17 protein-coding genes are annotated in these 19,066 nt (G+C 45.2%); 11 read left to right on the top strand and 6 right to left on the bottom strand.

What is annotated here, in order from left to right:
- Positions 1-2 precede the first annotated feature (2 nt).
- The 5 genes from D5I41_RS19310 to D5I41_RS19290 all read left to right on the top strand — a co-directional run bounded on the left by D5I41_RS19310 (position 3) and on the right by D5I41_RS19290 (position 4,770).
- Positions 3-476 (top strand): hypothetical protein, encoded by a 474-nt coding sequence (locus D5I41_RS19310; RefSeq protein ID WP_119011206.1) that lies wholly within the window; start codon positions 3-5, stop codon positions 474-476.
- A 26-nt stretch (positions 477-502) separates the two neighbouring features.
- A complete protein-coding gene (locus D5I41_RS19305) occupies positions 503-1,429 on the top strand; it encodes a tripartite tricarboxylate transporter substrate binding protein (protein WP_119011205.1) in 927 nt (308 codons plus the stop codon).
- 66 nt (positions 1,430-1,495) lie between these two features.
- Complete coding sequence (locus tag D5I41_RS19300) at positions 1,496-1,942, top strand: tripartite tricarboxylate transporter TctB family protein (protein ID WP_119011204.1); 447 nt, start codon at positions 1,496-1,498, stop codon at positions 1,940-1,942.
- 9 nt (positions 1,943-1,951) lie between these two features.
- On the top strand, positions 1,952-3,442 hold the full coding sequence (locus tag D5I41_RS19295) for a tripartite tricarboxylate transporter permease (RefSeq protein WP_119011203.1): 1,491 nt from the start codon (positions 1,952-1,954) through the stop codon (positions 3,440-3,442).
- 239 nt (positions 3,443-3,681) lie between these two features.
- Positions 3,682-4,770: a polysaccharide lyase family 7 protein gene (locus tag D5I41_RS19290; protein ID WP_119011202.1), complete on the top strand. Its 1,089-nt coding sequence runs from the start codon at positions 3,682-3,684 to the stop codon at positions 4,768-4,770.
- Between the two features lie 291 nt (positions 4,771-5,061).
- Here D5I41_RS19290 and D5I41_RS19285 read toward each other — a convergent pair whose 3' ends face one another.
- The 3 genes from D5I41_RS19285 to D5I41_RS19275 are packed head-to-tail and all read right to left on the bottom strand — an operon-like array spanning position 5,062 to position 9,669.
- Complete coding sequence (locus D5I41_RS19285) at positions 5,062-7,281, bottom strand: heparinase II/III domain-containing protein (protein ID WP_119011201.1); 2,220 nt, start codon at positions 7,279-7,281, stop codon at positions 5,062-5,064.
- A 1-nt stretch (position 7,282) separates the two neighbouring features.
- Positions 7,283-7,834, bottom strand: a complete 552-nt coding sequence (locus tag D5I41_RS19280; RefSeq protein WP_119011200.1) for an acyltransferase — start codon at positions 7,832-7,834, stop codon at positions 7,283-7,285.
- 56 nt (positions 7,835-7,890) lie between these two features.
- Positions 7,891-9,669, bottom strand: a complete 1,779-nt coding sequence (locus tag D5I41_RS19275; RefSeq protein ID WP_119011199.1) for a sodium:solute symporter family transporter — start codon at positions 9,667-9,669, stop codon at positions 7,891-7,893.
- Between the two features lie 187 nt (positions 9,670-9,856).
- On the opposite strand from D5I41_RS19275, the gene D5I41_RS19270 reads away from it, so the two are divergent.
- Complete coding sequence (locus D5I41_RS19270; protein ID WP_119011198.1) at positions 9,857-10,771, top strand: LysR family transcriptional regulator; 915 nt, start codon at positions 9,857-9,859, stop codon at positions 10,769-10,771.
- 293 nt (positions 10,772-11,064) lie between these two features.
- On the opposite strand, the gene D5I41_RS19265 is transcribed toward D5I41_RS19270, so the two are convergent.
- Both D5I41_RS19265 and D5I41_RS19260 read right to left on the bottom strand, forming a co-directional pair.
- Complete coding sequence (locus D5I41_RS19265; protein WP_119011197.1) at positions 11,065-11,817, bottom strand: SDR family NAD(P)-dependent oxidoreductase; 753 nt, start codon at positions 11,815-11,817, stop codon at positions 11,065-11,067.
- A gap of 13 nt (positions 11,818-11,830) precedes the next feature.
- On the bottom strand, positions 11,831-12,535 hold the full coding sequence (locus D5I41_RS19260; RefSeq protein ID WP_119011196.1) for a TSUP family transporter: 705 nt from the start codon (positions 12,533-12,535) through the stop codon (positions 11,831-11,833).
- 219 nt (positions 12,536-12,754) lie between these two features.
- On the opposite strand from D5I41_RS19260, the gene D5I41_RS19255 reads away from it, so the two are divergent.
- A complete protein-coding gene (locus D5I41_RS19255) occupies positions 12,755-14,068 on the top strand; it encodes an aspartate aminotransferase family protein (protein ID WP_119011195.1) in 1,314 nt (437 codons plus the stop codon).
- 80 nt (positions 14,069-14,148) lie between these two features.
- Here the strand turns inward: D5I41_RS19255 and pdxR are convergent, their stop codons facing one another.
- Positions 14,149-15,639 (bottom strand): MocR-like pyridoxine biosynthesis transcription factor PdxR, encoded by a 1,491-nt coding sequence (gene pdxR, locus D5I41_RS19250; RefSeq protein ID WP_119011194.1) that lies wholly within the window; start codon positions 15,637-15,639, stop codon positions 14,149-14,151.
- Positions 15,640-15,831: 192 nt separating this feature from the next.
- On the opposite strand from pdxR, the gene D5I41_RS19245 reads away from it, so the two are divergent.
- From D5I41_RS19245 to D5I41_RS19230, 4 genes are all read left to right on the top strand, one after another.
- The gene (locus D5I41_RS19245; protein ID WP_119011193.1) at positions 15,832-16,695 is read left to right on the top strand and encodes a transporter substrate-binding domain-containing protein; all 864 of its coding nucleotides are present in this window, start codon (positions 15,832-15,834) and stop codon (positions 16,693-16,695) included.
- A gap of 141 nt (positions 16,696-16,836) precedes the next feature.
- Positions 16,837-17,478, top strand: a complete 642-nt coding sequence (locus D5I41_RS19240; protein ID WP_119011192.1) for an amino acid ABC transporter permease — start codon at positions 16,837-16,839, stop codon at positions 17,476-17,478.
- A gap of 23 nt (positions 17,479-17,501) precedes the next feature.
- Positions 17,502-18,167, top strand: a complete 666-nt coding sequence (locus D5I41_RS19235; RefSeq protein WP_119011191.1) for an amino acid ABC transporter permease — start codon at positions 17,502-17,504, stop codon at positions 18,165-18,167.
- Positions 18,160-19,017 carry an amino acid ABC transporter ATP-binding protein gene (locus D5I41_RS19230; protein ID WP_119011190.1) on the top strand — a complete coding sequence of 286 codons (858 nt, stop codon included), beginning with the start codon at positions 18,160-18,162 and terminating at the stop codon, positions 19,015-19,017. The genes D5I41_RS19235 and D5I41_RS19230 overlap by 8 nt, the downstream gene beginning before the upstream one ends.
- The last annotated feature ends 49 nt before the right edge of the window (positions 19,018-19,066 follow it).

Here is a 19,066-nt window from a genome sequence, read left to right as displayed (position 1 = left end):
CAATGAAAAGTCATGCAGAAATAGCAAAGGATGCTATCGAACTAGTAACACCCGCAATCGAAAGATTGTTTGAAAGAACCAATCGCAAAGAGCTTCATATCGTTGTCATGGACCCACGCGTTAAGCCTTGGGAAACAACATTCGAAGAAGCGATTTTGCTTGAAAGCTCTCTAGGCAACCCAGAACAATGGACTATCCCTTTTGATGAGTTTGCACGTAAAAAAGCCAAGCAAGCATGGCGAAATACACGTGCAAACATCACCAATCAAACACTACATACAGCGTCACTAAACGAAGATGATCTGCTTTTCTATGGCTCATTTGTTTATGGAGACGTAGTGGTTGGCTGTAGTGGTGTTGAACAATGGTACGACATGCTAATCAGTGGCTGGATTGCAGTAGCAATTGAACAGTTGTGCATGGCCGAATACCAGAACAACAAAGTAAGTAACCCTACACAAACAACTAGAAACTAGTTAAAACTGACACAAAAGGAATTAACATGAACAAACTTCTTAAATCCCTTCTTGTTGCCGCAGGCATCATGGTATCAGCAACGGCAGTTGCAGCGGACTACCCAAGCAAAAATATCCGTTTAGTTGTACCTTTTGGTGCGGGTGGTGGTACTGATGCAGTTGGCCGTACTCTGGCTAACTCTGCAAAAGATATTCTTGGTCAAAACATTGCGGTAATGAACCGCACAGGTGGTGCTGGTGCAGTAGGTATGAGCTTTGGTGCTCAGCAACGTGCTGATGGCTACACACTAACAGTAGTAACTCGTGAAATTGCATCTCTACCTCAAATGGGTCTAATGCAGCACGATGCTAGCGACTTTAAACTCATTCGCATGGTTAACCTTGATCCAGCAGTAGTACTGGTTTCTGCAGACAGCCCATACAACACAATCAACGACCTTATCGCAGAAGCGAAGAAAGGCGACGGTGTGGTTAAATTTGCTTCTACAGCAGCGCCAAACTTCTACCTAATGGCTCTTGAAAAAGACCAAGGTATCAAGCTAAACGCTATCCCATACAACGGTGCATCGGAAGCAATCCCTGCGGTACTGGGTAAGCACACTGACGTAACTATGGTTACTCCAGGTGAAGCCATTGCTCAGCTACGTTCTGGTCAACTTAAAGCACTAGGTGTTATGTCTGAAGAGCGTATTTCGTTCATCCCAGATGTACCGACTCTAAAAGAGCAAGGCATTGACGTTGTTACAGGTACATGGCGTGGTATCGGTGCTCCGAAAAACACTCCAGATGAAGTTATCGAAACTCTAGGCAAAGCATTCGACGAAGCTATGGCATCGGCTGAATTTAAAGAATTCATGGAGAAAGGTGCGATGACTATCCACAACATGAATGCAGAAGAGTTCACTACTTTTGTTGAGCAAGACACTAAAAACCTTGGTGTACTAATCAACTAATTTCCACCAGGGAGCTCTTGCTAGGGCTCCCTCCTTCTTTGAAGTTTAGCTTTAAAGGGTAGCATTATGATTAATAGAAATGTTGTCTTCCCATCCCTAATCATTGCCCTAAGCGCAGTTATTTTGGTTCTTATTGGACAGTTTGCAGAACCTCGTTTTCAAGACGCGAGCGTAGATGCGAAATTTTTTCCAACAGCCATTGCGGTTGCTCAAATCATTATTTGTATTGCCTTGTTAGTGCAACACAAACTTAAATCCATCAGTACCCAAGCTCAGCCTGCTATTTTCTCAAAAATGGCCGTATTTGGTGTCATATTCCTGATTGGATACGCATTATTAATCAGCGTGATTGGCTACTTGTTAGCGAGTCTTGTTGCATTCACGGTTTATCTAGTGTTGTTCAAGGTTAAGAAGCCACTGTATTACGTTGTGGCATGGGCCTTTGTATTTGGCGTTTATTACCTATTCGGTGAGGTGTTCTACATAGCACTTCCTGAAGGTCTATTTTATTAAGGAGGCGGTATGATTGAGCATCTATTGAATGGCTTACTGACCGCGTTCAGTCCAGCTGTTTTACCTATTCTAATCTTTGGTGTTGTAGGCGGAATCGTACTCGGTGCATTGCCGGGTCTGACTGCCACCATGGGTGTAGCAATTCTTCTGCCATTTACCTTTGGCATGGAGCCAACAGCCGCTCTGGTTATGCTAATCGGTGTCTACATCGGTGGTATCTATGGTGGCTCTATTGCCGCTATCTTGCTGAAAACACCAGGCACTCCGGCCTCTGCCGCAACGGTGCTTGATGGGCATACGCTGGCTGCCAAAGGTCAAGCGGCGAGAGCACTGAGTATCTCGGCAATCGCTTCGTTTGTGGGCGGGTTGATCAGTACTATCGTCCTGATCGCTATAGCTCCATTGCTAGCAAACTTCGCTTTGCGATTTAACGCACCAGAATACTTTGCATTGGCTCTATTTGGTCTAACCATCATTGCCAGTGTTTCAGCGCAGAACATTTTAAAGGGTCTATTGGCGGGTACCATTGGTCTGTTGATCTCAACAGTGGGTTTAGACCCAATTAGTAGTGTGCCTCGCTTTACCTTTGGCGTGATGGATCTGTATAGCGGGATCAACGTGATTCCTGTTCTGATTGGCCTATTTGCACTGTCTGAAGCGATTAACCAGATTGAAAAGATCTTAAAAGAGAAGCAAGCCAAAGTGGCTAAGTTTGATCACAAGCTGCTAAGTAAACAAGATCTTAAAGAGATGATGCCAACAGCAATAAAAAGTGGACTTATGGGGACATCCATTGGTTCTGTTCCTGGCGCTGGCGCGGACATCTCTGCATTTGTTTGTTACAACGAAGCGAAGCGTTCTTCGAAGAATCCTGATGAATTTGGTAAAGGTTCTGTACGAGGCCTTGCAGCAGCAGAGGCGGGTAACAACGGCGTAACGGGTGGCTCTCTTGTTCCTTTGCTTACACTAGGTGTTCCGGGTGACGCAGTAGCGGCAGTACTATTGGGCGCTCTGATTGTTCAGGGTCTCACTCCGGGTCCGCTGTTGTTCGCTCAGAATCCAGAGGTGGTTTACGGCGTATTCAGTTCAATGCTGGTGGCTAACATTGTGATGTTAATCGTTGGCCTAGTTGGTATTCGCTTCTTCTGTCGCATCATTGAGGTGCCGAAGATGCTGATGATCCCTATCATCATCTTTTTGTCAGTGGTCGGTGCATACGCGATTAACAACTCAATGTTTGATGTGGGCATTGCGATTGCCTTTGGTATCTTGGGTTTTGTACTGGGTAAACTGGATATTCCATCTTCACCAATATTATTGGCCATCATCCTTGGTCCAATGGCGGAGACCAACCTGCGTAAAGCCTTGCTGATGTACGATAACTCTTGGTCGTTCTTGTATGAAAGACCGATTGCTTTGGCCTTTATTGTGTTGGCTGTCTTCTCTGTGTACTCGACAATGAAGATGAAGAAGAAAAAGCAGATGCAGTTAGATTCCTAAGCGGTAAACGAAAATAGAGTGGTAATATTAAGAGCTAGTGAGGCAATCACTGGCTCTTTTTTCGTTCTCAATAATTGAAAATTAAGATTGAGGTTATCTCGACAGCAAATGTTACTGATCGTGATCCTGTTCATATCTTGTATTATTATATTAGTGCATTATGACCCTCGCTCGTTAAGAGAAGGGATGGGTATTGTTCCTGTTTCTCTTGGCACTAAAATAAATACCTAGAGGTTAATATGCATACAAAGAACAAGATTGCTGCTGTTGTTGTTTCAGCACTCGTTGCTGGCCTAGCAGGCTGCTCAACAGCTTCTTCCCCCGAAACTGCATCTGCGACACAACAAGCTCCGTCTGCAACACAAGCTCCGTCAGCGAATAATGATCCGCAGCTGGCTGTGCAGTACAACTTAGACGTGAACAAGGTTCCAGCTGAAAACTTCGATTTATCTAAGTTCAAGCTAAATACGCCAAGAGACGATAACAAGCCAGAGCGTGCTGGTAAGGTAATGGAAATCTATAAGCCTATGTTGAATGACAAGGCGAATCCATTCTCTGATGCTGAGTGGTTCTACACTGATTCTGTAACTGGCGCCATGGTGTTTGCTTCTCCAAACAAAGCAATGACAACACCAAACTCTAAGAATGCTCGTAGTGAACTGCGTGCAATGCTTTCTGATGACTACTCATCTCCAAAGAACAACTTCACTATTGCTTCTACAGATAATGCTGAAGCATACGGTGCGATTGGCGGTCACATGAGCGCAACTATGTCTGTTGACTGGGTAAGTACCAGCGGTGATTACAAGAAAAATGGTGCGTTTGCTACCGTAATTGGTCAAATTCACGGTTCGAAGAACGAGCCTCTAAAAATCATGTACCGTAAACTGCCAGAACACGAATACGGTTCTATTTACTGGAACTACGAAACCAATGCTCTAGGTGATGACTACAGCAAACGTCGTGATATTCGCCACGAAGTGTTTGGTCAAAGTGGCCTGCGTCAAGGTTCAGAAGATCCTGTAACGGGTATTAAACTGGGCGAGATCTTCTCGTACGACGTAAATGTAGAAGGTGATATCATGCACCTAACGTTCACTAAGAACCCAGGAAAACCAAACCAAGAAGTTAAGACGTTTGATATTGACCTAGCAAAAGGTGAGTACCAAGGCGACAAATACGACCAAGGTTACGCAAACGACTGGATGTACTTCAAAGCAGGCACTTACAACCAATGTAATACTGGCTCAAGCGGTTGTGCAAACAACGGTATCGAAGCGGGTGATTACTCTAAAGTTAGCTTCTTCAAGTTCAGCCTAGACCAATAATACGGTTAACTGACATTCATCGAATGTCAAAGAGCATGTCGAGATTTCTGGTGGGGGCTAGAGTCTCGATAAGCGGTGAGGGGATCGGGGATTGAGCTGTCTTCAATGGGAATTTACCTATGATTCACTTCAATGTTTCCTCACGTTTTTTAGAGCCTGCTTTTGCAGGCTCTTTTTTTATCCATTGAATTACACCTTTCCTTAAGGAAGGTACTGTTACCATAGAGGCAAAAAAGCCAAGTGCATCTGTTCGCACTTGGCTTTCTAATCGTCGGAATTAGGCAGTGAGTTCTAAGCTAATTCAACTTGCTTAGCCTGCTTTTGTACACGTTCACCATCAATATCTATGACAATAATGCCTTCGCCAATATCAACCTTCAAAAGACCAGCATTATCCATATCGTGATAGATAGGACTGTTTTCACAACAAGCCACAAATGTATGCTGAGCAGCAGGCGGCGCTTGCCATTCGATATGTCTTATATCTTGGTTTGCATCAGATACAACAGATTCATGAAGAGAGGTTTCTTCCTGATAGCCTATTTCTACACGGGGCTCAGACAACTCATCGGCTAAAAGTTTTACTGTGTATGCTAACTCGTCATTACCCAGAAGAACGTGTTGCCCTTTTTTATCTACATTCAGCGGTGAGTGAAGTCGCCACTGCACGGGTTGCGCCGAAGCTAAACTCATATTATCAACGATGAGAACGCCTTTATCTGCGACGGTGACTAAGGTTCGAATAAAGCGTTTTGCATCACAGTAAGTTCGGCTTAAGTCCATTTGTACAACACTCCAGTTAGCGCCTTTCTTATGGGTGATAACGGATGCGGTTGCAGACTCATCGTCCAGTATTTGTCCTTTCCCAGCAATTAATGGCAGGTTATGTGCTTTGGTGGTTCTGGTCCATTCGCTGTGATGGGCGCTGCCAAAACGATAGCCATAACTTCCACTTGGAGTCAGGACGCTAGTGTGTGAATCGATTAAGGCTATATTACCTTGATCTGCGTGGCGGTGAGAGCTATTGCCGAATTGGCTCGCTCTAAAGAATACAGAACTACGCTTGCTCTTGATGGCACCCAGTCCTGCAAAATCATAATACTTGCTGTAGATGCCTTCACTTTCTTGGCTCTCATCTAGGTTCAATAAAGGCCGCTCTGAGTGCTTAATTTGTGAAATCGTTGGCACCACATCGAGCAGGTGTAAATCATAAGATGGAATCTGTTGTTCAAGCTCTAAACTCATCTCTCGAGTTGCGCGATCGCCGAAGCGTTCAGCGTAGATTCGCAATGGGTTTTGAGCAAAGAACCCCGGCCATTCGTCGCCATCTCGCTTGCACCAGAAACCATCACCAAATGGGTGTATGTCATCTTGGGTTGCCACAAAATCCATGGCAAAATTGCTGTAGTTCTTGTAGAAAGGATGGTTGTAGAAAGAAAAACCACTGATTCGCTCAACGGATAGGAAGAACGGATGGAACCACTTACTGTAAGATGATGAATAAAATGGACCTTCTGCCCAGCTTCCATCTTCGCCACCATAAAATGGCAACACACCGCGATAGATCATTAGTGAGTAGTTAAGCCAGCGTTCACAGACGCTTTGATCGAACTCTTTGTGCAGAGCAAGAGCCGCTACCCCAAGATACGCTGGAAGACGAGATGTATGAGAGTGCCCTGGGAACTGCTTGAATTGATCTTGCTCTAATCGCTCTTCCATCTGATACGCAATACGAACCAGCATAGACCTCACAAAGCTTTTTTCGCTTTCGGTTAAAAGTGGCGCAAGCCAGTGGTATGCCAAGTAAAGGTTGCGAGCTAAAGAAAGACCAACTTCGTCTCCCCAAGTGCATGGACGAAGCAGTGATGCTGGACCTTCTGGGCTCCACTCTGCCAGTTTGAGTAACAAAGACACTGCGGTTTCACCGCTTTGCTTATCCCCCCAAATCTTGTACAGCAAGCTTAAAGAGATAAGGTCTCTATCTATCCATTTTCTGACATTCGCAATGGCTGTGCGCTTGCCTTCTTCCTCGCCTCTTCGGTAATGAGTCGGGTAGGTAATCGCTTCAATGTCGGCAAGCTCAGCTGTTTTCTTGAGCTTGTCATAGGCCATCCATGAAGAGATACGGACGTGGTTGATATCCTCATCGAAGTACATCAAGAATTGCTCGTGAGGTTGGCAACGTTCAAATAACTCTTTGGCGGTAGGCGCTAGGTAGTCTTCGGACTTTTCAGTCACGTTAAAAGAAAACCACGGTGTCGCCTGATTCTCTGCATTAACCAAGCGCCAGCGATATTCACCTTGTGGAAGCGTAAAAGGTAACTGGAAAGGAGAGGATACGTTCTCCCAACACCACTGCAGAGGTTTATTGGTGTGCTCTAATTCAATACTAAAGCTGTCATTATAATTAGGTTGAGGCCAGTTAAAGCTTGGTGGGTTTACAAGCACCTCTTGTTCATGTCCTGGAGACATAAACACTTGAAAGTCATGGTTTCTTTGCAATGACAACATTCTATTGCTCCTTCTTAAACCAAATATATTCGCCCGTTTCAGGATTGATTTCCCCAATCGCTTTTGCCGGAGAGCCTGCAACAATTTGGTAGTCTTCCACCGATTGAGTCACTACAGAGTTGGCGCATACTAGAGCGCACCTACCAATGGTGACTCCAGGAGTGATGACAACGCCTGTAGTAAGCCAAACGCCGTCTTTGATCTCTACTTTGCCCTCTTCAAGGCTACTGCGAGCACTAAAATGATCCGTTGTTGGATCATACAAGTGATTTGACGCAACGATAGAAACATGGGGACCAATGAGTATGTTTTGACCAATGGTGACATCACCATTGATATAGCTGTACAGTCCAATATAAGAATTTGCGCCGATCTGCTTATCACCAATTCGAACGATAGCTCCCGGAGCAACTCTTACACCTTTGTTTGTAAAGCCCATTATCTGAGCTCGGGTGTTGTCATCAGCGGCGTTATTGCTTTGGGTGGTATAAAGGGTGAACTTGCGAAATTCTTCATCGGTAAGTTCCCCACCGAATTTTTGTTGTACTGACATTTTTACCTCAATAGATAGGAGGTAAACCTCCTATCTTACTGTTTTAATGTTATTTTTTATGCGCAGCTTTGCTTAACTTGAAGATCAGCAGGTTTTTTTATCGTCCGCAATAGAATGAATCCAATAAAGCCTATGATGCCCGCAATGATGGCAAACAGTGCTTTACCCCAAAGTGGATTAGGAACAAGCGTTAACATAGCTAAGAATACTGATGCAGTTAGCAGCATCTTGCCAAGCATGATGTGCTGCTTGTTATCCATAAGAATGCTTTGCTCTGACTCTTCAATAACCACTTCAGTATCAACATTGTTAAAGAACAGGTTGATTTCAGCTGCACGCTCAGCCGATGGCTCTTTGTAGAAGAAACGAGATAAAACAAAGAACGGCAGAGTAATCGACATATGACCAATTACGCCCAGAGTTACTGACTTCATTTCAGAGAATTCGCGAGCGGTAAGCTGCGTATCAAGGCCAAGGATTGTTTCAACTGTGTTTGGCGTGATTACAAAAGCGATGACAGCTGACACACACATACCGACAAGGATAGTTCCCCAGCCCGCCCAATCAGGCGTTTTACGCACAAAGAAACACATGATTGATGGAATAAGCACTGGGAAGCCAACAAGAGTGCCGACTAGCATCATGAGGTCGAACAGGCCGAATTCTTTTAGAGACGTTAAGAACAAACCGGTAAGGATGATTACGATGCCGAATACCGCAGTAAGTACCTTACTTGCTCTCATTAGGTTTTTCTCAGAGAAGTCTTTACAGAAGTATGGTTCGTAAACACTCTTAAGAATGATGCCTGCATTACGGTTTAGCGCTGAGTCCATTGAAGACATAGTGGCTGCAAACATAGCTGCTAGCATTAGGCCAACCATACCCACAGGCATTTCACTCTTAACAAACATGTAGTAGGTCGCATCTGCAACCTTGTCGCCTAAGCCTTCTAGACCCCATGTAGTCACATCAGGGTAATTGCCCGCTACGTACCAAGCCGGTAGGAACCAAACAAGTGGACCAAGGATCATTAGTGAACAAGCGAGTAGAGCAGCTTTTCGTGCATTCTTTGTATCTTTAGAGGCAATAAAACGATAAGAATCGACCATGTTATTGGTGCTAAAGAACTGCTTAACAAAGATACAGATAAACCAGCCCACGAATAAATAAGTGTAGCTGTAACCATCACCAATTAACTGTTCTGTTGGTAGACCGACCTCAAGTAGGTTACCTACACCACCTGACTTCCAGATAGCAACCATAGCCGCAATGAAGGTCATTACCGTGATGATGATCATCTGCATAAAGTCGGAAGCAATAACGGCCCAACTGCCACCAACAAGTGACATGAACAATACCACTAAGCCTGCACCGATAATGGTTTGCTCTAGAGGTACACCGATAACAGCACTAGTGAACACAGCAAGGCCGTTCAGCCAAATGGCTGCCTGCAATACACTGAGAGGAACGTTTGCCCAAGTAAATACTTGTTCATTCACCGCGCCAAGTCTAAGTCTGATGCCTTGCAGAGGGCTAATTACTCGCATTTGACGTGCTTTGGCTGCAAAGAAAAGGTAGTTACAGAAGTAACCTAGAGCATTAGCGAAAAATACAACGGCGACTGACATACCGCTGGTAAGGGCTTTGCCCATAAGGCCAGTAAAGGTCATTGCACTCAATGCCATCATGAACGCACTGGAACCGACCATCCACCATAGCATTCGGCCACCTCCTCTAAAATACTCACTAGTATTTGAGGCTGCAGAGCGGAAAACCCACCCGAGACCGATGAGAAAAATGAAGTAAACGAGTACAACAATAATATCAATATCCATGCTTAATGGTTCCTGTAGTAATAGGGTAGAGAGGCATAGCTACATCCTTTTTTTTCTTGTTTATGGAGTAGACACATTTTTATTGTGGTCTGAGACCTAACACACGTTTCATCATAAGGAGACTTATCATGGAGTGGAAATATTATTATTGTATAACAATAATACAATCAACGAATGACCAACCCCCATGGACATTAAGACGCTTAAAACCTTTCTTTCTGTAGCTAAGTTGAAGAACTTTTCAGCGGCCGCTAGAGAGCTTAATACCGTTCAGCCTACGGTTTCTCGTCATATTTCCGATTTGGAAAATGAGCTTGGAACCAAGCTGTTTTTGCGTACCACTCATCAGGTAGAATTGACCGCAGCCGGAGAGGTGTTATTACCAGAAGCCTTGGCCATTATTGCAAATGATAAGCGAGTAAAGGCGTTGGTAGGTAAGGCGTTGGAGTCCAAAGAGTCAGTGCTTAATATTGGGTATCTGGCTACTGCTTGCTCATTTTTTCTGCCAAAAATTCTGGGGGAGTTTTCCAGTAGCAACGCTAAGGTAACCACCAACCTTTTTGAGATGACAGCTCAAGAACAACAAGATGGATTGGTGGAAAACAAGATTGATATCGCTTTCTCAAGACGACAGCCACAACTAGATGGCAGCGTGTTCAATGTAGAAAAGATCTATACCGATAAGCTGGTGGCAATCTTGCCGGCCAATCACCCTTTAGCGAATAATACAGAAGTGAGTTTAACTGAGCTTCGCAGTGAAAAGTTCATTCTGTTTCGCCGTTCTGAGTGGAGTGAAATGTTTGAGCACATCTCATTGCTCTGTCAGGAGAGAGGCTTCTCGCTAGACGTGAGTTTTCACCCTGAAAATATGCGACATCTGGTCACCTCAGTTTCGTCAGGACTAGGGATATCCATAGCACCACAATGCATCAAGTTCATCGCTGACAAAAATTGCGTATGTATCCCGATTAAAGAAATCAGTCTGGTGCTCCCGCTGTATATCTATTACAAGAAAAAAGGGATGAGTGAGCCCCTAGGGCACCTGGTGAATAATTGTGTTTCTCATGCTCAAGATATTCAGCGGATGCTGACGGCATCTTGATTGTTTTAATATCAAATGGTTAGACTGGTTTCTTGATAGCTGATAGCCAGTCTCTTGATCACAAGTCGGACTTTAGGGTATTGGTCATTCCTGAGTGCTTTTCTGGGCCGGCATTCCGCTGGGCCGGCATTCCGCTGGGCCGGCATTCCGCTGGGCCGGCATTCCGGTCGGGCATCTGTTTCTATAAAAGGTCCCCAACTGGTACGCCAACCCGGAGAACACCTCGGGGACGACGGTTATTACTATTACGAACACCAAAGTCGTGCAAGCAATGGTCGTTGATCGTAACGAGGTTAGTCTCTTTCAATGGCAAACGGTGACCACGCCTGACGTGTTGGCATGACCTCTACGCGGTTGATATTGATGTGCTCTGGTAGTGAAGCAATGTAGAACATCTGCTCTGCAATATCTTCTGCGCTAAGTGGTGTGGTGCCTTGATATAAATTGTCTGAAGCGCTTTGGTTCCCCTTAGTGCGTACTAAGGTAAATTCAGTTTCTGCGATACCTGGGGACAGGTCAGTAACGCGCACTCCCGTACCTTGTAAGTCACATCTTAGGTTATAACTGAATTGCTTAACGAAGGCTTTACTCGCGCCATAAACATGGCTTCCAGGGTAGGGCCATTGACCGGCAATTGAGCCTACATTGATGATAGTCGCGCCTGCACTGGTTTTGATTAGAGTAGGCAAAAGAGCATGGGTAACATTGACTAGGCCGGTCACGTTGGTATCGATCATGGTATGCCAATCGGATAGCTCTACTTCAGGTGCACCTTGAGGCGCAAGGGCTAGGCCGGCATTGTTGACCAGAACGACAACTGCTGAAAATTCATCTGGCAGAGTCTCTACAGCCTGTTTAACCGCGTCAGCATCACGAACGTCCAATTGCATGATGTGTACCGGCACAGACAACTCTTCTTTCAGGTCTAATAATCGCTCAATACGACGACCAGACAACACTAATGACCATCCCTCTTTGGCAAATCTGTGTGCGGCGGCCTTGCCAAAACCAGAGGTAGCGCCAGTGATAAATGCGATTTTCTTCATGCTAAGTTCCTTCTTAAAATAGGATTATGAGTAGTGCCAACATTACGAGAATGGGTGCAATTGTTTTTCTTGGTGATGGATCTGGATACTTGCTAAACAGCTTTTTGCCCACCATGTTGCCAAAGACTGCGGCGGGAAAGAGTAATAAGCTAAATTGGATAGACTGTGTAGAAATGGCATCTACATACAGCAGTCCGATTAACGATGCTAATGAGCTGAAGATAAAAAATACGATGGCTGTCGCTCTTAATTCGCTAGCATTAAGTGACAGATTCAAGAGGTATAAGACCAGTGGTGGCCCTCCCGCAGAGGCGGTCGTCATACTAAATCCTGATACGGCGCCCGCAAGCAATGCATAACGCTGATTCAGCCAACGTATCTTTAGATTAAGCATAATCAAAGTGCCAGCAATTAGAGATGCACCTGCAATCATCATCTTTAGTTGATGAGCTGAAACCTGAGAGATGAACATCAAAGAAACAGGAATTGCCCCTAGCATTCCTAGTGTGAGCAGAGCCAGTAGTCGTTTATTCAGTTCTCGTGTGATCCCTCTGAGTAAGCAAAGGCTACTCAGTAGATCCAAAGTTAGCGCAATAGCAATAGACTCAAAAGGCGAGTAAATAAAGCTGAGACACAAGGCGGCAATAATGGCAAAACCAAAGCCACTGTAGCCTCTCACCATTCCGGCAAAGAACACAAATACCGCCGCTAGCCCCATCTTCAGTCCCATCACTTAATCGTCAATGACATCAATGTAATCAGCCATTGGATTAAGCTATAGAGCCAGTTTTTAAGATTGTTTGAGGCAGGGGGAAGGACAGTGTCTGACCCAAGGCTTTTTTTAAACTGACCCTACGTCCTTATCAGCGTTTGTCGCCAAGATATCTGCAAACAACAGTACAACGGCACAGCCTAGATATCGCACAGGAGAATAAAAATGAATGGATTTGGAACAGAGGTATCAAATCAGTACGTCCTAGAGCTAGATAAACATGTCTTTCACTCTTGGTCAGTGCAGGAAGCGACTCCGCCAATTGCTATCGCGGGAGCTCAGGGATGTAACTTGTGGGATTTTGAAGGAAAGCAGTATCTCGATTTCAGTAGCCAGTTGGTAAATGCCAATATTGGCTATCAGCACCCTAAGGTGATCGATGCCATCAAGACACAGGCTGAGTCGTTAGTGACTATCGCACCTGCAACGGCGAACCTTACTCGAGGTGAAGCTGCAAAGCGCATATTGGACAGAGCACCAGAAAGCTTCAAAAAGGTGTTTTTTACCAATGCGGGCGCGGATGCTAACGAAAATGCGATCCGAATGGCTAGACAGTTTACGGGGCGAGATAAAGTGCTCTCAGCTTATCGTTCTTATCATGGCAATACTGGCTCGGCAATTGCCGCTACGGGGGATTTTCGTCGCGTACCTAATGAATATAGCCGTGGGCATGTGCACTTTTTTAATCCTTATCTGTATCGCACCGAGTTTAATGCACAAACCGAGGAGCAAGAGTGCGAGCGTGCGCTGCAGCACCTTAAACGTGTTATTGAGTGTGAAGGACCCGGCGCCATTGCTGCGATTCTTCTTGAAACCATTCCAGGAACCGCGGGCTTCTTGTTGCCGCCAGAAGGCTATCTGCAAGGTGTTCGAGAGCTAGCTACAGAGCATGGTATACAGCTTATTTTTGATGAGGTAATGGTGGGTTTTGGACGCACCGGTCGTTGGTTTGCGTTTGAGCATTTCAATGTAGTGCCTGATCTCATTACCTTTGCTAAGGGCGTAAACTCAGGGTATGTGCCTGCGGGTGGTGTTGTGGTCAGTGAGGCTATCTCAGAGTACTTCAAGAGTAATTTCTTTATGGGAGGCCTAACCTATTCTGGTCATCCGCTAGCAATGTCAGCCATTGTCGCCACTTTAGATGCAATGGAAGAGGAAGGCATTGTTCGTTATGCCGATGAAGTGGGAAATAACGTTCTTGGTCCTGCGCTACTCGAACTTATGGAAAAGCATGAGACCATAGGGGATATTCGCGGAAAAGGCATGTTTTGGGCGCTAGAACTAGTGGAAGACCGAGTAACTCGTGAGCCATTGAGTAATAGCAAAATAGCGTTACTCAAGTCTAAGTTAACTGCGAAAGGGCTGCTGACCTTTATTGTGAATAATCGTATTCATGTGACACCACCTTTGATCATCAAACCTAATGAGATTGCACAAGGTGTGGCGATCATCAGCCAAGTACTGGCTGAGTTTGATTAGCTTATCGGAAGAGCAAAAAAAACGCCAAGACAGCTGTCTTGGCGTTGGCGCATTGAATAAAACGCGATAGTCGGTCGAGGTTAACCTTGTATCACTCTTGCGAGTTGTTCGATTCCGGGAGTAATTAGCGCCTTATCTATTGCATGAAAACCGAGTCTAAAGTAGGTGTTGGTTTCGGGGTGAGACTGCTGTTTATCCATAAAGTGTGAGTAGCCGGTTTCTATAAGCACACCATGAGATGAGGCGCGAGAGGCCAGTCGTTGACTGCTCATTTTATCGGGAGTTTCGAGCCACAACGCGTTGCTGTAATTGTCTTTTGCTAGTCGCGCACAATCCGGAAGATAGTGCTCAACGGCATCATTAATGGTTTGCCAGCGCTGACGGGTATTATCTTTAAAGCGACGAAGGAAGCTGTCGTAGTACCCTTGTGAGATAAAGTGTGCCATTTCCATTTGCACGCGGCTTGGCGGGTGGCGATACATTAGACGGCGCAATGTACGAAGCTCGTAGATTAACTCTTCTGGTGCAACGATATAGCCCAGGCGTAGCCCTGGGGCTAGTATTTTAGAGAAGCTACTGACGTAGATAACCCGATTATCCTTATCTAATGCCTTAAGCGCAGGCAGAGGCGCCCACTCAGAGTTACTATCAGAGTCATAATCATCTTCGATAATGATGGCGTCATTGGCTCGCGCTTGTAGCAGCAGTTCATCTCGCCTTGCTTTACTCATGGTGACCCCTGTTGGGGCTTGATGACTTGGGGTGACATAAAAGTAATCACACATGGAAGATAGCTCGTTAAGCTTCAGGCCATCTTCATCCACTGTGTGCGGGTGTAACCGCGCGCCAGCCAAGCCAAAGATGTTGTTTGCCTCTTTATAGCCCGGGTTTTCAACCCCTACACGAGTCCCTTTATCCATTAGCAACTGAGACACGAGATACAAGGCGTTTTGAGAACCAATGGTTATCAGTATTTCATCGCTTTTGGCGTGTATACCCCGCTGAGGAAGCACTCGTGTGCGTATTTGTTCTACTAGCAGTTCAACGTCTTTATCGACCTTGTCACAAAGCCAGCCGTGATCGTGTGGATCTGCAATAACCTTGCGCGCCGATTCTCGCCATTGAGCCAGTGGGAAATCATTGATACTCGGCTGGCCGTAAATGAAGGGATACTGGTAACAACTCCAATGGGACGGTTTAACAATGCGGGGAAAGCGCTCAGTAGAGACCTTTAACCGGCTAGCCCAGTTTGGTGCACTGGCGGGATTGTCTGCCTCAAAATGATCCAGCTCATCCTCAACCTCTTGCAGTCTTAAGCGATATTTTTCAGACAGATAGTAACCACTTCTTGGCTTGCTGATCAGGTAGCCATCATCAGACAGCCCTTCATAAACCAGCGATACCGTATTACGCGATACCTTTAACTGAGTAGAGAGCTTACGGCAAGAGGGCAAAGCCTCATCAGCAGAGAACACCCCCTCGAGTATCGCCTTGACTAAGTACTCTCGTACCTGTTCTTGTAAGCTTCTCTTCGAATCGAATTCAATGAAACAGCTGTAATTGATTGCCATTGAGTCAGCCTCTTTGTGGTTATTATTCACTGTTTTTCATTGAATTGTGCAAGAAGTAAGCCAGTCTACCTATTTAGTATTATCTTGCTGTTTTCCAAGGCTGTCCCAATCCGTCTATAAAATTGGCTCTAACTCACAGCCTTGTCCTATCTCTAAAGTGAAGGTGTCCACAAATACAGCAAGGAATGAATTATGAGACAGGGTATGAAACTGAAAAAATGGGTAGCAGTCGCGGCAGCAACAATGACCCTAGGTATGTCTAGTTTGGCATTAGCCGATGAGATGCCATCGTTTGCCAGTAATGGTTTAAAGGTGGCAACAGAGGATAACTATTCTCCATTCAACTTCATTGCTCAAGGTAAGGCGACGGGCATTAATAAAGACTTACTGGATGAACTTCGAGCTTATTCCGAGTTTGAGGTGAAGCAAGACATTCTGCCTTGGACCGGTCTGTTGGCTTCTGTTTCAGCAGGGCAATATGATTTGGCATTAACGGGGGCAATTGTTACCGATGCCCGCCTCAAGGTCTTTGATTTCACCCCACCTATTGCCTCAGCACAACATTACTTTGTTGCCAGAGCAAAAGATGACAGTACCAATACCATTGGCGATCTCGATGGTAAAACGGTCGGTTTGCAAGCAGGTAGTGCCTTGCTAGAGAGGCTACCAGAGCTGAAAGAGATGCTTGAGTCACAAGGCAAACAACTAGGTAAGGTTGTCGAATACCAGTCTTATCCCGAAGCCTACGCTGATCTTGCTAATGGCCGAGTTGATTATGTCATCAACAGCGTTGTATCGGTCAATGAGGTAGTGAAAACCAAATCAAAAGTCTTTAAGAAAGGTGAGGCGGTATCTGGACCTGGCTTTGTGAGCTGGCCTGTACCTAAGGACAACCCTGAGCTTCTTGCATACTTAACCGAGTTCTTTGCACACCTTAAACAGACCGGCCGATTGGCTGAGCTTCAAGAGAAATGGTTCGGAGAGTCATTTGACGACTTACCAGCGGAAGCCATTGTCTCTGTAGAGCAATATCACAAACTGACAGCAGTGCAGTAATCCAAATAAATCAGTAGCGACCAAGGCCAAAGTAGAGCACATAATGCCATTGCCTTGGTCCTACTTTTCTAAATTATTTCAATTATTTCAATTATTCAATTATTCAATTATTCAATTATTCAAGCAGACAAGTAGGTGTATATGGATTACTACGCGTGGATACAATTGCTGCAAGGGGCGTGGACAACTGCATGGATATCAATGGTGTCGATTGCCTTAGGGGTTGTTATTGGGCTTGTGATTGCCCTTGTTCGAATGGCTAAGCTACCAGTCATTGACCAAGCGTTAGGGATTTATGTGAGTTGGGCGCGAGCCACTCCTTTGGTGACCTTAGCTCTGTTTATCTTTCTGTCATTTCCCTCTTTCGGTATCAACCTCGACAAACACTTTTCAGCCATCTTGTGCTTAACCCTAAATACCTCAGCGTTTAATGCAGAGATATGGAGAAATGCCTTTATTAATTTCTCTAACGGGCAAAAAGAGGCGGCGGAAGCACTTGGAATGCAACGCCTCACTTATTTTAGACGCATCATGTTTCCACAGATGGTGATCATGAGTCTTCCCGCTCTTGTGAATGAGATGTCATTTTTGATTAAGGGGAGTCCAGCCATTGCGGTGATCGGTGTTGTTGATCTTACTCGCGTCACCAATCGCATTGCAGCTGTAACTTATGAGCCTTTAGTTCCGATCTTGTGCGCAGGTGTGTTGTACATGTTTATCATAGGTGTGCTGATTAAGTTACAGGGAATAGCCGAACGTAAAGCTGACTACCTAGCGAGCTAATACCATCATATTAAGGAGTAATTATGGCTGAATGGGAAATCATCTGGCAGCAAAAAGATATTTTTGTCTCGGGATTTGGTAATACCTTTCTACTGTTTGCCATTGCATCTGTAATCAGTTTTATATTGGGTATTGCACTCTTGTATACCTTGGAAAATGGGGTGAAATGGCTAAAAGGCAGCGTCATCCTGATGATCAATATGATGCGTACCTTGCCTTTTTTGATTCTGGCATACCTGTTGTATTACGGACTGCCACAGGTGGGTATCCGCATGGATGCCTTTACCGCAGGGTTGGTTTCATTGAGCTTGTATCACGGCACCTATTTTTGTGAAATTTTTCGTGGCATTAGAAAGGGGCTAGATTCTGGTTTTATAGAGGCAGCTCAAGCCTGTGGCTTTTCAAAATTTAAGATCTTCAGTCGCGTTGTCGTACCCAATGTGCTGTTTAAATCAGTGCCTTTGATTGCTAATCAACTGATCATCTGTCTCAAAGATACTGCGTTCTTGTGCATCATCACGGTAGGAGAGATCACCGCAGCGGCCAACAGCATTCAATCAACTTATTTCATCCCACTAAATGCGTTTATTGTCGCTATCGCACTGTACTGGCTGATCAGTATCGTCATAGAACAGATCACGAAAACTATGCTCAATAAAGTTCAAGAAAGAGGGCTAAGCCATGCTTAATCAAACGTTAGAAACAAAGACCGTTGAATCATATGAAGAGGTTGCGGCCGTGGTTGAGCTGCCCATCAAACACTCAGAGCCAGCTGTTGCGAGTGATGCTGAAGATATCGTGAAGGTAGTGAATCTGTCCAAGCAATTTGATGGCATTGAGGTGTTAAGAGATATCAACCTGACCATCAAAAAAGGGGAGGTGGTGAGTATCCTTGGTTCCTCTGGATCAGGTAAGTCAACACTTCTGCGCTGTATGAACTGGCTTGAGCAACCTGAACGCGGCACCATTCACCTTGGGGATGAACGCATTGGCATAAATCCACAAACGGATAAGCCTCTTAAGTATCGTGATCTAGCAAAGATGCGTGAGCGAATTGGTATGGTCTTTCAAGGGTTCAACCTTTGGCCGCATCTTACGGTGCTTAAGAACGTGATGGAAGCCTTATTGCACGTTAAGAAAATGTCGAAAGCAGAGGCTGAAGACATTGCCAAAGTGCAGCTAGAAAAGGTGGGGATGTCACACAAGCTCGACAGCTACCCAAGTATGCTCTCTGGTGGTCAGAAACAGCGTGTTGCCATAGCTCGTGCTCTTGCAATGGAGCCTGAGGTGTTATTGTTTGATGAACCGACGTCTGCTCTTGACCCTGAGCTGGTGGATGAGGTTCTATTGGTGATGCAAAAGCTGTCTAAAGAGGGCTATACCATGGTAGTGGTGACCCATGAAATGGAATTTGCCAGAAATGTTTCAAGCCAAGTAGTGTTTCTTGAAAAGGGCATCTTGATAGAAAAGAATCCGCCCGAGAAATTCTTTACTGACCCTGACTCACCAAGGGTTAGACAGTTCTTGAAACTGGATTAAGTTGAAAAGGCTAGCGGTTCATCTGCTAGCCTTTTGGCCTACTGGAGTA

This window comes from Vibrio superstes (genome assembly GCF_003569005.1).
GTDB lineage: Bacteria > Pseudomonadota > Gammaproteobacteria > Enterobacterales > Vibrionaceae > Vibrio > Vibrio superstes.
The sequence above is the reverse complement of the archived record's forward strand: the minus strand, read 5'-3'. Positions and strand labels throughout refer to the sequence as shown.